The 12810-nt window shown below is 58.2% G+C and carries 10 protein-coding genes and 2 pseudogenes; 4 read left to right on the plus strand and 8 right to left on the minus strand.

The window, feature by feature from the left end:
- Window positions 1–3: 3 nt before the first annotated feature.
- Both folK and WCY17_RS01180 read left to right on the plus strand, forming a co-directional pair.
- Window positions 4–513, plus strand: a pseudogene (gene folK, locus WCY17_RS01175) (2-amino-4-hydroxy-6-hydroxymethyldihydropteridine diphosphokinase); the annotation flags it as partial.
- A 129-nt stretch (window positions 514–642) separates the two neighbouring features.
- Window positions 643–1104 (plus strand): annotated as a pseudogene (locus WCY17_RS01180) (dihydrofolate reductase); the annotation flags it as partial.
- A 2-nt stretch (window positions 1105–1106) separates the two neighbouring features.
- Here WCY17_RS01180 and WCY17_RS01185 read toward each other — a convergent pair.
- Genes WCY17_RS01185 through WCY17_RS01215 form a run of 7 tightly spaced genes read right to left on the minus strand, consistent with a single transcriptional unit; the run spans window position 1107 to window position 9861 of the window.
- Window positions 1107–2411, minus strand: a complete 1305-nt coding sequence (locus WCY17_RS01185) for an FAD-binding oxidoreductase (protein WP_372700341.1) — start codon at window positions 2409–2411, stop codon at window positions 1107–1109.
- Between the two features lie 29 nt (window positions 2412–2440).
- Window positions 2441–3085 (minus strand): helix-turn-helix domain-containing protein, encoded by a 645-nt coding sequence (locus tag WCY17_RS01190; RefSeq protein ID WP_372700342.1) that lies wholly within the window; start codon window positions 3083–3085, stop codon window positions 2441–2443.
- Between the two features lie 28 nt (window positions 3086–3113).
- The gene (locus WCY17_RS01195; RefSeq protein WP_372700343.1) at window positions 3114–4421 is read right to left on the minus strand and encodes a TRAP transporter large permease; all 1308 of its coding nucleotides are present in this window, start codon (window positions 4419–4421) and stop codon (window positions 3114–3116) included.
- A gap of 28 nt (window positions 4422–4449) precedes the next feature.
- Window positions 4450–4947: a TRAP transporter small permease gene (locus tag WCY17_RS01200; RefSeq protein WP_372700344.1), complete on the minus strand. Its 498-nt coding sequence runs from the start codon at window positions 4945–4947 to the stop codon at window positions 4450–4452.
- 35 nt (window positions 4948–4982) lie between these two features.
- A complete protein-coding gene (locus tag WCY17_RS01205; protein ID WP_372700345.1) occupies window positions 4983–6680 on the minus strand; it encodes a hydantoinase B/oxoprolinase family protein in 1698 nt (565 codons plus the stop codon).
- Window positions 6673–8703 carry a hydantoinase/oxoprolinase family protein gene (locus tag WCY17_RS01210; protein WP_372700346.1) on the minus strand — a complete coding sequence of 677 codons (2031 nt, stop codon included), beginning with the start codon at window positions 8701–8703 and terminating at the stop codon, window positions 6673–6675. The genes WCY17_RS01205 and WCY17_RS01210 overlap by 8 nt, the downstream gene beginning before the upstream one ends.
- A gap of 24 nt (window positions 8704–8727) precedes the next feature.
- Window positions 8728–9861: a C4-dicarboxylate TRAP transporter substrate-binding protein gene (locus tag WCY17_RS01215; RefSeq protein ID WP_372700347.1), complete on the minus strand. Its 1134-nt coding sequence runs from the start codon at window positions 9859–9861 to the stop codon at window positions 8728–8730.
- Window positions 9862–10095: 234 nt separating this feature from the next.
- On the opposite strand from WCY17_RS01215, the gene WCY17_RS01220 reads away from it, so the two are divergent.
- Window positions 10096–11025, plus strand: a complete 930-nt coding sequence (locus tag WCY17_RS01220; protein WP_372700348.1) for a DMT family transporter — start codon at window positions 10096–10098, stop codon at window positions 11023–11025.
- Window positions 11026–11104: 79 nt separating this feature from the next.
- Window positions 11105–12433, plus strand: coding sequence for an aspartate aminotransferase family protein (locus WCY17_RS01225; protein ID WP_372700349.1), 1329 nt, complete (start codon window positions 11105–11107; stop codon window positions 12431–12433).
- Window positions 12434–12604: 171 nt separating this feature from the next.
- On the opposite strand, the gene WCY17_RS01230 is transcribed toward WCY17_RS01225, so the two are convergent.
- Entirely contained in the window at window positions 12605–12808 is a 204-nt protein-coding gene (locus WCY17_RS01230; RefSeq protein ID WP_372700350.1) for a 4-oxalocrotonate tautomerase family protein, read from the minus strand.
- Between the last annotated feature and the right edge of the window lie 2 nt (window positions 12809–12810).

Raw genomic sequence — 12810 nt, forward strand, 5'->3', positions numbered from 1 at the left:
AACATGGCTGCATCAAACGCCGGTCACGCCAGGCACAGGCCACGGCCAGCACGTGCCTACATCGGCCTGGGGGCCAACCTGGGGGCTGCCGCCCAGGCCGTGACAGATGCAGCCGCCACCTTGCGGCAGCATGCGCAGGTGCGGCACGCACGCCTGTCGCCCCTGTACGTCACGGCACCCGTGGACAGTTCGGGCCCCGAGTATGTCAATGCCGTACTGCACATCGAGACGACACTGGCACCCCACGCCCTGCTGGCCGAATTGCAACGGATCGAGCAGCAGCACGGCCGCACGCGGCCGTGGCGCAACGCGCCACGCACCCTGGATCTGGATCTGCTCTGGTACGACGGGCGCCGCATCTGCACGCCTGACCTGATCGTGCCCCATCCACGCATGCACCAGCGCGCATTCGTGCTGCAGCCGCTGCAGGACCTGGCACCGGATCTGATGCTGCCGCAGGGCTCGCTGGCTGCATTGCTGGCACAATGCACGGATCAGGGCATCCGCCCGCTGGCTGCAATGCCGCTGGCGCACGAATCCCCGCCACAGCGCCCACGGCGCGCCGAAGAACGGCCCGGAACAGGCCCGCGACAATCTGGACCCTTCATGAATGTGCGCCAACATCCCCATATCCGCCTCGTTGTGGCCTACGATCAGAATCGTGCCATCGGCTTCAAGGGCGGCATGCCCTGGCACCTGCCCGGCGACCTGGCCCATTTCAAGCGCGTCACTCTCGGACACCCCATCATCATGGGCCGCAAGACATGGCTGAGCCTGGGCCGTCCGCTGCCGGGGCGGCGCAACCTCGTGCTGAGCCGGGATCCCGATTTCTGCGCGCCAGGCGCCCAATGTTGTGCCTCACTGGATGAGGCACTGGCACAGTGCGCGAACGACACGCAAGTGGCCATCATAGGCGGCCAGGGTGTCTTCGAACTGGCCTTGCCGATTGCCGATGAAATCATCGCCACCGAAATCCACGCCAGCTACCCGGCAGACACCTGGTTTCCCCGGCTGCCCGACGGCATCTGGAAGGAGACCGGGCGCCAATCCCAACGACCCGAAAGCGGGGTTCACTACGATTTTGTAATCTACCACCGCGGTTGACACTACCCGGACAATTTGTCCAGCAGTTTGTACCATGTCACACCAGCAGCCATATAGAAACGCTGCAATTCGTGCAGCGGAATCGTGCGCATGGAACTGACCGGAAAGTCGATCCGAGCCTCATCGGCAGCAGCCAGCCAAGTCGCCATGAGTCTCCCCATGAGGGTAGCCATTGCGACACCTCGGCCGTTGTAACCTATGGCAATTGCCAATCCTGGCTCCGGGATGTGGACATGTGGCAGAAAGTCCGGCGTAATTGCGATTCTGCCATGCCATCGATATTCGTATCGTATGCCTTTCAGAATCGGGAACATGAGTTCCAGTGCACGTTCCACGTGTCGCCACTCAGAGGTACTGGCAGGCGTATGCGTGTGACCCCGCCCCCCAAGTACGAGCCGGCCATCAGCATCCCGTTTTAAATAGATCAATAACCGGCGGGAGTCGGAGGTGACCTCTCCACCAGCAAGAATCCGAGTGGCTTCCCCCTGCAAGGGTGGTGTTGCCACCACAAAGCTCTGTGCATTCAGTATCGTTTTGCGTAAGCCAGGCCACAGATCATCGGAATAGGCATTAGTGGCAATCAGTACCCTGGCACCCTGAATCACATGCCCAGTTTGTGTCGTGGCATGCCACACGTGGCCATGTCGCTGCAAGCAAACGACGTGAGCATTGCTGAAAATCCGAGCACCCACGGACCGGGCCGCACGGGCCAGCCCAAGCGCGTAGCCCAGAGGTTGCACGCTTCCCGCGCGATAGTCGATCCAGCCACCGGCAAATGTTCCATAGCCGATACGCCGAGCAACGTCGGCAGAATCGAGCAAAGCCACAGCTGCCCCTCGCCTCGACCAGTCGTCATGACGCTTGCGAATGATCTGTAAAGCCCTGTCGGAGTGAGCAGTCTGCATCCACCCCTTGCGCACCGGATCACACTGAATCCGATATTTCTCAATCAGATCAAAGACTATATCCGCGGCGTTGCCCGCTTGTTCAGCAAGCATTTCCCCCATTTGACCATATCGTCGACGCAATTCGGCAGGATCATATTTCAGGCCGGGGATCACCTGACCACCATTACGCCCCGAGGCACCCCAGCCGGGTTGTTCAGATTCGAGCACAACAACATCCACCCCTAGCTCTGCAAGGTGCAGGGCAGTCGACAGGCCCGTATAACCACCTCCCACGATGATCACGCGAGTTTCGCAAGACTGATCCAAAGCAGGAAAATCAGCCCGCTCCTTCGTGGTCGCCCTCCACAAGGAAGGTGGCCATGGTTTTTCCGTATAAGATGAGGTGGTCTGCGCGCCCATGGACATATCCTGAAATGGCTTGAACGAGGTCAATAGAGTGCTGGCGTCGTTACCCAGTAGACTTCGCAGTCGGACTCACCTATTGCCCAGAATCGGTACTGGGAACTCGCCCGGAAGGCGAACGAATCCCCTCTGTTCACTACATGCTCCTGGCCATCGATTTCAAGCCCGAGGCAGCCGGACATGACAAGCCCGCATTTGGCTCCAGTGGGGTGCCGTGCAGGGCTGTCGCCCGACTTCCCGCCAGGATGAATGACAAAACGCATGAACTGGATCTGGTGAATTTCGTCAGGTGAGAGGATTTCCTTGGTCATGCCACCGATTCCGAGATCCATGCGTCGTCGCTGTGCAGCACGCACCACATAGGGTTCATGCGGCAGCACGTCAGTACCATTGTGGTTCCCACTGAACAACCAGGACACAGGCATCTCAAGGGCTTCGCTGATGAGGAGCAAGGACTTCAGCGAAGGCGATGAAATCCCGCGCTCGATCTGGCTCAGGAGCCCGATCGAAATTTCTGCGCGAGTCGCGACTTCGCGCAATGACATACGTTTGACTTTTCTTCGGCGTCGGAGAACCTTACCGATGCCGGTTGCGATCATCTGCTGCGACGGTTGGGCAGCCTGCTCGGGAATGTCCAATTCAGTTGCGTCAGTACTCACAAACTGCCTCATGAATCATCAGAAACAAACATATTGATCATTATTTCATCATCATGGGTATGATCAAGGAAATGGATGGAAATGCCACGAGAATCGCCAGGGTGATCAGATCAGTCACTACGAACCAGCCCACGCCCCTGAAGATTGTGGTCAGGCTCACCAGGTTTCCGAGAGCACTCTTGGTCACATAGACATTGAGCCCCACCGGCGGAGTAACCAAGCCAAGCTCAAGCAGTTTGACCAGAATGATCCCGAACCAGATGAGGTCCATACCGGTATTGCGCGCCAGAGGAAGAATGATGGGCATGGTCAGGAGCAAAAGGCCAATCGAGTCGAGAAAACAGCCCAGAATGAGATAGAGAACCATAATGGCCAGGATCACCGAAATCTGGCTACCGCCAAACGCCATGAACCACTGGGTAATATAGGTCGGCACACCGCTGAGTGCCATGAACTTGCCAAGCAGTACCGTGCCGATGACGACCATGAAAATGCTGGCGGTTCCCGACAATGTCAGGATCACCGAATCGAGCAGGATCTTCCAGGACATCGACCGGCGCAGTAGAGCCAGGACAATGGTGAGCATCGCACCGACTGCGCCCGCCTGAGTAGGCGTAAAGACCCCAACAAAAATTCCGAGCAATACCGCAATGATCAGAACCGGCAGAGGCCAGACCTGCTTCAGGGATTCCAACTTCTCGTGGCGCGAATAGGCTTCCTGAACAGGCGGTGCGAGGGCTGGCTTGAGCCTCACCCGAATGATGATCATGGCTGCAAACATCACGGCAGACAGGACTCCTGGAAGAAACCCGGCCATGAAGACCTTGGCTACCGAGATTTCTGCCACATAGCCATAAAGAATCATCAGAATACTGGGTGGAATCAGCGAGCCCAGGGTACCGGCAGATGCGATCACGCCACTGGCCAAACCCGGGTCATATTTGTAGCGCAGCATCTCTGGGGTGGCAATCCGAGCAAACGCGGCCGATACCGCCACGCTGGAACCAGAGGCGGCTGACAATAAGCCGCATGCACCGACGCTGGCCACAGCCAACCCACCCGGCAACCACGACAGGAAAATCCGAGCTGCCCGAAACAGACCTGCAGAGAGTTTCGATGAACCAGCCACGTATCCCATCAACAGGAACATCGGAATCGCCGTGAGGTTCCAGTCTCCAACAAAATTGAATGGTACGGCGGTAACCATCCCCCAGGCAGCATTCAGATTCAATATCTTGGCGATCCCCACGAACGAGACCGCCCCCAAGGCAACACCAATGGGAATGCGCAAGCCAACCAGTGCCAGTCCAACAGCAAGCCCAATGAAGCCAATTGTCACGTTGCCCATATTCCTGCTTCAGTCTTTGCCCAGGTCGTCAGACGATATCAACGTCCGGTGTTTCTGGGGAGGGGTCGAAATCCACTTCCGAAACTGCGCGCCACATGTTGTAGAGAATGGCCAGAAAGATTGCGGCAAAACCCAGCGGCAACGACAGTTTGGCGGGCCAGATGGTCACGTAGACCGATCCCATGATGACTTCGTTGATGCGGTAGGAATCAACGGCATCGAGCATGGTCTGCCAGGTCAGAATGCCAAAGAAGAAACAGGACACCAGGCAACCGAGTACATAGATGGTTCTCTGAGCCCTGTGCGGCATGAGGCGCACGAGAAGATCAGCGTTGATGTGCTCGTGCCTCAGCTCAACATAGGCCAGCGGAAGGAATACCACCAAGACCATGTGATAGGCAGAGATGACTTCCAAATTCCCTTCGATAGGCGCACCGAACAGATTATCCAGGATGACATCGGCGCAAGTCTGAATCATCATCAGCAACAAGCTGATGCCCGCCACGAGCATCAGTACGAACGACAAGTGGTGGATCAACTTTCCGAGTACAGAGGATGGTGTCATTGGAGGTTATAGCCCGTGCGAGCAGCTTCTTCGCTGATGTAACCTTCCACGACATCAGCCTTCACAGCTTCTGGGTCTCGTTCGGCCACCGGACCGTAACCACCTCCCCCCGCGGTGTAGATCGTAACGATATCGCCCTTTTGCAGAATGCGTCCTTCCTTGCTCTTGAGCGGGATGACCTGGCCATCACGCAATAATTCGCCAGACCCAGAACGCCCGTCCTCACCACCAAACAAACCATATGGTGCCAGACGGAAGCGATCGGCATACATCGCGAAATTGATGTTGTCCTTCAGGATCTCGAAGCTGCGGTAGAAACCCAACCCACCGCGGTGCCGTCCTGCCCCTCCTGAGTCCTGAATGAGGCCATAGCCGACGATCCGGAAATGATCAAAGTCCATATCGGTGGCCTCGATCGGTGTATTGGTGCAATTGGAGAGGGGCGAATCCACCGCATCGCAACCATCCTTGCGCGCCGAGGCACCGAATCCACCACCATATACCTCCAGATAAACCTTGTATCTACCATCGGACTGATCTGAAAGGGATGTCACGAGAGTCGAGTCATTGCCACCAGAAATCACCTTCAGGGGCGCCGCCTGGGCGAGTGCCTTCATGACAGCATTGAAGCAGCGATAACTGGCTTCCATTCGGGCCCGTACCGGTGCCGGATATTTTGGATTCACCAAGGTACCTTCCGGCGCCGTAACCCGGATAGGTCGCTTCAAGCCTTCATTGAACGGGATATCAGGGCTCGTCAGGGCTGCCTTGATCGCCGTCAAGGTCGCAGAGAGAGACGCCGAGAAAGGCGAGTTCAGATTTCTGGTAACCTGCGCGCAAGTGCCGGTGAAATCAATGTCGATCCCGTCATCATGAACCGTGACTGTCGCCTTGACAACCAGGGGCTCATCTGTAATGCCATCATCATCCACGGCATCTTCACCATGATAGACGCCGTTCTTCAACTCGGCCAAAGCCGCTCTGAAACGCGTCTCGGAGTACGAAATCAACCCATTCATGGCGCTCTGCAGCTTCTGTACACCATATTTCTGGCACAACTGCCTGATCCGCTCTGCACCAACTGCATTGGCAGCGAATTGCGCATCAAAGTCACCGATTGTCTGCCCCGGCACCCGGATGTTCGCAGCGAGAAGCCGCTTCAGGTTCCCGCGCCCGTCCCAATCATGAGCACGGCTGTACCGGGATGGCGGGAAGATGAACCCCTCTGCATGCACGTCCACGGCCTCGGTAGTCAGGCCCGGATTGCCGCCCCCCAGATCCAGGTGATGCGCCACCGTGCCCGCGAACGCAATCAGTTCACCTTCATAGAAGATCGGCGAATAAATAAAAACGTCCTGCAGGTGCTGCCCTCCTGAATACGGATCGTTGGTGATATAGAAGTCACCATCCTTGAGGTCCTTGATTGGCACGACTGCCGCGCATGATTTGAAAATCTCGGACATGGGCCCAAGCTGGATGGGGATCAGTTCGGCCTGGGCCACTACATTGCCTTCGCGGTCGAATAGAGCTGCCGATGCATCCGATGCCTCACGGATGATCGTGGAATAGGCAGAACGGATGAGCTTCACCCCCATCTCACGTGCCCCAGCGATCAAACCCTGCGAGATCACAGCGTAGTCTACGGGGTTGAGCTCTATAGATTGCGATCCACTGGCTGCTGATTTTTCAGACATTCTTCTCTCCATTGGCCGTCAGGATCATGTTGTCGTTCGCATCACGACGTACGGTCCAGCCTGCGGGCACAAACAACGTGGATGTGGAATCTTCCATCAACAAGGGACCAGACAGCACCTCATCGGGCCCGATGCTACCCCTGCTGAGCAACGTCGCCTCGTGCCACTGCGAATCGTCAAACACAGAAATTCTCTTTCGGTCAGGATCTGCACCGGCAGGTTCCTGCAGGAGAGGTATCGAATCCGGTTGTGCGGTCAAACTGAGCCTAAAGGACACGAACTCTACAGGCTTGTCATCATCTGCGCCAAAGAAGAACTGTTTCTGGTGCATGACTCCGAACAAGCGTCGCAGCACGCCGCTGTCCAAGGTGTCGATCTGATCGACTGGAATCTCCACTGGCACTTCGAAGGCCTGCCCGACAAAACGCATATCGACCACCAGATTGGGCGTCAGATCGCCTTCAAGGCCCATATCAATGGCCTTGCCGTGCGCACGGATCATCATCTCGGCGTAAGTCTGCTGAATGATGCCAACAGCATCGTCATCAAGGAGGCCCCGGCGGGTGAGACTGTCAAACTGCACGAAATCACTGGCGAGAAGCCCGTAGGCCGAAATGACGCCTGAATTGGGCGGCACCAGTATAGTTGTGATACCCAGATCCTTGGCCACCTGGGCTGCATGGAGAGGGCCTGCGCCACCAAATGGCACCAGGACGCTATCGCGCGGATCAAGGCCCCTTTCCGTGGAAATCACCTGAATCGAGCGCACAATGTTCGCGTTCGAAATCTGGATGGCACTGTCAGCTGCTTCTTCCAACGTCATTCCGAAACGATCGGCAATCGGCCTGAGCACCTCGCGAGAACGTTCTGGATAAATCTCCATGCGTCCGCCAAGAAACGAGTCGGGCAGGATCGTACCTCTGACGATATGAGCATCAGTGATCGTCGGAACCGTACCGCCCCGCCCATAACAGGCTGGTCCGGGATCCGCACCTGCAGACCGGGGACCTACTCTCAGCATGCCGCCATCATCGACCCAGATGATACTGCCGCCCCCAGCGCCTACGGTATTGATGTCCAGTATGGGAATGCGCACTGGCAGGCGATCAATCGTGAACTCAGTCGTCAGGCGTGGTTTGCCCTCAGTGACCATGCAGACATCAGAGGACGTCCCACCCATGTCCAAGGTTACCAGATCTACAAACCCAGACCGTGCGGCCTGTCGAGCAGCGCCCATGACGCCTGCGGCTGGCCCTGAAAGCAGGGCCGTGACGGCATTCGCGCGCATAGCTTCCGCCGGCAGCTTGCCACCGTTGGACTGCATTACGCTGAACTGCCCCTTGAAACCCATATCAGCCAGCTTTGTCACGAAACGTGAGATATAGTCATCCATGACTGGTTGAACATAGGCCGACAACGAGGTAGTCGAAGCGCGTTCAAATTCGCGAAATTCCCGTGTGATATCCGATGAAATCGTGACATGCACCGCCGGCAATTCTTGCGCAATCATTTCTCGCAACATTTGCTCATGCGCCGGATTGATGTACGCATTCAGGAGGCAGATGGCCACCGCCTGGTAGTCCTTGCTCTTCAGCTCAGGAATGAGGTGCGCTCGAATCTTCTCGCAATCGAGGGGCTTGAGCACGGAGCCATCGGCCAGAACGCGTTCGGCGACCTCATAGGTATCAGAACGCAACACGACAGGGTCCGGCTTCACATATTCAAGGTCATAGATCCTGCTTCTGCCATGTCGTTGCAGAAGCAGGATATCCCTGAACCCAGCCGTTGTCAGAAATGCAGTGAGAAACCCTTTCCGTTCCAGCACCGCATTGGTCGCTACAGTTGAACCATGAGCCAGATCCCGGACCGCCGCCAGATCAACCCCACTTGCTGCCAGACCGGAGAGAGCCCCTTCATCGGGTCTGACAGGAGTACTCAGAACCTTCAATACCTTGACTTTTCCCGTGTCGTCTATTGCCACGAGATCGGTGAACGTCCCACCGACTTCCACACCTATGCGCATGACTGAAACCCCGTATTCCACCAATCACAGCCCGTAGCTGTTTGCATCGACCTTGTTGTACAGATTGTCCTTGAGCACTGCCTTCAGACCCTCCACATCCTTCCGATCGACGTCCTTCAACAGACCTTCCCATTTCCTCAAGGTATTCTCGAAGCGCTCGATCAAGGCTTCAGGATCCTTGAGATTGAACCGCTCCTTTCCTTCGGCGACGGCCATTTCGCGTGCGCGTGCCATGAATTTCGTTGCCGACTCAGTCATGGCCGCCGTTGGCTGATGCACGGTAACCCCATGTTCGGCCGACTCGGTAATGGCCTCTTCACCGGAAGCAACGTAGGCCACTTCAGTTTCGACTGTCGACTCGGCAATCGTATCCAGCAAGATGCGCCGCTGTTCAGGCGTCAGACCTTTCCAGCTATTGACATTCATTGCCCATTCCCAACCCGAGAAATAAGGCCCCAGATTGACCAGGTTGACGTATTTGGCCACATCCCACAAGGAGCGCGTCTTCAACTCGTTAGGCCCCATTGCAGCACAATCGATCTGGCCCTTGTCCAGCCCCGTGAACATCTCGCTCGACGGCACGTTGACCGGCGCGGCACCCACGGATTTCGCCCACTCTGCATACACAGGTCCGGGCGTGCGCAACTTGATGCCTTTCAGATCAGCCACATCAGCCACGTCCTTGCGGCAGATGAGACTGTAGGGCACGCTGGCATACGCGCCGAGAAAGACGATCTTCTGCCGTTCCCAGAGAGCCAGCATATCCGGATCGTTCATGTAGAAGTCAGCCACAGCGAAGGTCGTCAGCACAGGATCACCAAGCCCGATCGCCAGAATGGCCAACACATTGTCCTCGGGCAGATCCGCTGGCGTATAGGTACCTGCATGATAGGTAATGTCTGCTATCCCATCACGCAGGCCACTCAGATGAGCAATGACCGGCAGCAACGTAGTATCCGTGAAGACCTTTATTTTCAGATCACCACCTGAAGCAGCATCGACCTTCTTGGCCCACTCTATGTAGCCATATTTGGTCAGTGGCTGCGTTTCCGGAAACCAGATACTGGCATTCAATTCCGTTGCAGCCACCGCAGACTGCCCCACGCACAGGGTTGCTGCAGACAGGGCCAGAGCGCCCCAAAACTTGTAGGTGACCATTTTCTAGATCCTCCGAGGAACCATGGAACACATCGCTGAAATAGGCTTTAAATGAATATTCATGGAAATTTTTCAATGAAATTATAATTTCAGCGATTTTTTTTCAATATTAGGAAATTCCCTAGTATTAGATTCATTGCCATGAGATCACACTAACAACGAAACCATGTGAGCCCTCGCCAGCCGTGTCCCTGCACACCGACGAGTTCACATCCGCACCTACGGCACGCCCACATGTCGCACCAATCCGCCCCCATCAGCTTCAGGCACCGAGCCCTGCTGGTGCTGTATTTCAGCATCGTGATCGTGTCCTGGGGCGTCAACTACCCACTCACCAAGCTGGCCCTCGACGACATCGGCCCGATCACCTTCTCGGCACTGCGCCTGCTCGGTGGTGCGACCTTCGTGGCGGTTCTCCTATGGGCATCTCGAGCCCCCAAGCTTCTTCCTCCCAGAACGGAAAGAATCCGATTGGCTCTCATCAGCATCATGCAGTTCGTCAGCGTCGTCGGGTTCTCCAGTGTCGCGCTGCAGTTCCTGCCGGCCGGTCGAACCGTCACCGCGATCTACACCATGCCTCTCTGGGCGGCGCTACTGGACGCCATGATCATGAAAACCCGACTCAGGCATACTCAGTACATCGGCATCCTTGTAAGCCTTGCCGGCATCATTCTCTTCCTTCAGCCGTCTGTCATCGACTGGGGTGCTCCCGGAGCAGTACTGGGCACACTGCTCGTCATGGCAGCAGCCATATTGTGGGGTCTGGGCGCAGTGCTCTACCGCGGACGCCTCCTGACGGCGTCACTGCTCAGCCAGACGCTCTGGCAGCTGCTCGTGTCCGGCGCGGTGCTGTGTATTGGCGCCCTACTCCTCGAATACCCGCTCGACGCCGATGTGACAATCCAGCTGGTGTCCATTCTGCTGTGGAACTGGGTGGTTCCGACTGCTATCGCCATCGTCGCCTGGAGTCGGATCCTGTATATGGTTCCTGCAGCCATCGCGGGCCAATGCCTCATGGCAACCCCATTCGTGGGTATCGGTCTGAGCACCCTCATGTTCCAGGAAAGCCTGCCACCAGCCTTCACGAGCAGTGCGGTCCTGATTGTCAGCGGGGGCGTACTGACCCTGCTTGCAAAGCCCGCCGCTAGGCCCAGAACCCCGTAATCACCGAACCCGATTGAGATTCCACACAGACTGACGCAAAATACTGCCCAACCCTTATACATTTTCCAATGAGACTGCAATGCCCAGCGATCCCCACGCCCTGCCCGACCTGTCCAACCTGTGGATGCCGTTCACGGCCAATCGGCAATTCAAGTCGCACCCGCGCCTTCTGGCGGGTGCCCAGGGCATGTATTACACGGCCCGCGACGGCCACCGCGTGCTCGATGGCACCGCCGGCCTGTGGTGCGTCAATGCCGGCCATGCCCGGCCGGAGATCATCGAGGCCCTGTCCCGCCAGGCGGGGCGCCTCGATTATGCACCCAGTTTCCAGATCGGCCACGAAGACTCCTTCCGTGCCGCCACCCGGGTGGCCGCCCTGATGCCCGATGGCCTGGACCGCATCTTCTTCACCAACTCGGGCTCCGAATCGGTCGATACCGCCCTGAAGATCGCCCTGGCCTACCACCGGGCGCGTGGCGAAGGCCAACGCACCCGCTTCATCGGCCGCGAGCGCGGTTACCACGGGGTGGGGTTTGGCGGCATCTCCGTGGGCGGCATTTCACCCAACCGCAAGACATTTTCGGGGGTGCTGATGCCGGGCGTGGATCACCTCCCGCACACCCATGCGCCCGAGCACAACGCCTGGTCCCGTGGGCAGCCGGCATGGGGCGCCCATCTGGCCGATGCGCTGGAAAACATCATTGCCCTGCATGACGCCTCGACCATCGCCGCAGTCATCGTCGAGCCCCTGGCGGGCTCCACGGGCGTGCTCGTCCCGCCGGTGGGCTACCTCGAGCGGCTGCGTGAAATCACGGCCCGGCACGGCATTGTGCTGATTTTCGACGAGGTGATCACCGCATTCGGGCGCCTGGGCGCCGCCACGGCCAGTGGCCTGCTGGGCGTCACGCCCGATCTGATCACCATGGCCAAGGGCATCAGCAATGCCGCCATTCCGGCGGGTGCCGTGGCGGTGCAGCGGGGCATCCACGATGCCATCATGGGGGCCAGCGACACGGGGATCGAGTTCTTCCACGGCTACACTTATTCGGCCCATCCCATGGCCACGGCGGCCATGGTGGCGGCACTGGACGTCTACGAGAAGGATGGCCTGTTTGCCCGTGCTGCCGCACTGGCGCCCCGTTTCGAAGAGGCCGCCCACAGCCTGCGCGGCAAGCCTCACGTGATCGACGTGCGCAATCTGGGCCTGGTGGCCGGCATCGAGCTGGCGCCCCGTACCGACGCCCCCGGGGCACGGGCCACCGAGGTGTTCGAGCGCTGCTTCGACCGCGGGGTACTGGTCCGCTATACCGGCGACACCCTGGCGTTCTCGCCCCCGCTGATCATCGAAGAGGCCCAGATCGACGAGCTGTTCGGCACCGTGGCTGATGTGCTGGATGACATCGCCTGAGCGCAGTGCCAGCAACGCCAGTCAAGGCGCTCGGGCCCGCTTTCGGGCCCGGAACATACAGTAGGGCCTGGAACATGCAGTACATGAGGCCCGCCTTGCAGGCTTCGCAGGCCGGGGCCGGGGCGCGGCAACGCCCGCATCCCGGCCCCGGCCTGCGAAACCGGGCCGTGATCAGCGCACCGCGGCCCGCAGCGCCGTGACGGTCTGCCCGCCAATCCCCCAGTTGTCGGTATCGACCTCGTCGATGACCACGAACGTCGTCTGCGGGTTCTTGCCCAGCACATCCACCAGCAACTGGGTCGTGCCTTCGATCAGGCGGGCTTTCTGTTCGGCGGTCACGCCATCGCGCGTGACCCGGATATTGACGTAGGGCATGA

It is taken from the genome of Castellaniella sp., assembly GCF_041677825.1.
GTDB lineage: Bacteria > Pseudomonadota > Gammaproteobacteria > Burkholderiales > Burkholderiaceae_B > Castellaniella.

What these genes read in the sequence shown, in the direction of transcription:
- WCY17_RS01185 (WP_372700341.1), bottom strand. Translation starts at nt 2,411, where the DNA reads ATGGGCGCGCAGACCACCTCATCTTATACGGAAAAACCATGGCCACCT.
- WCY17_RS01190 (WP_372700342.1), bottom strand. Translation starts at nt 3,085, where the DNA reads ATGAGGCAGTTTGTGAGTACTGACGCAACTGAATTGGACATTCCCGAG.
- WCY17_RS01195 (WP_372700343.1), bottom strand. Translation starts at nt 4,421, where the DNA reads ATGGGCAACGTGACAATTGGCTTCATTGGGCTTGCTGTTGGACTGGCA.
- WCY17_RS01205 (WP_372700345.1), bottom strand. Translation starts at nt 6,680, where the DNA reads ATGTCTGAAAAATCAGCAGCCAGTGGATCGCAATCTATAGAGCTCAAC.
- WCY17_RS01210 (WP_372700346.1), bottom strand. Translation starts at nt 8,703, where the DNA reads ATGCGCATAGGTGTGGAAGTCGGTGGGACGTTCACCGATCTCGTGGCA.
- WCY17_RS01215 (WP_372700347.1), bottom strand. Translation starts at nt 9,861, where the DNA reads ATGGTCACCTACAAGTTTTGGGGCGCTCTGGCCCTGTCTGCAGCAACC.
- WCY17_RS01220 (WP_372700348.1), top strand. Translation starts at nt 10,096, where the DNA reads ATGTCGCACCAATCCGCCCCCATCAGCTTCAGGCACCGAGCCCTGCTG.
- WCY17_RS01225 (WP_372700349.1), top strand. Translation starts at nt 11,105, where the DNA reads ATGCCCAGCGATCCCCACGCCCTGCCCGACCTGTCCAACCTGTGGATG.
- WCY17_RS01230 (WP_372700350.1), bottom strand. Translation starts at nt 12,808, where the DNA reads ATGCCCTACGTCAATATCCGGGTCACGCGCGATGGCGTGACCGCCGAA.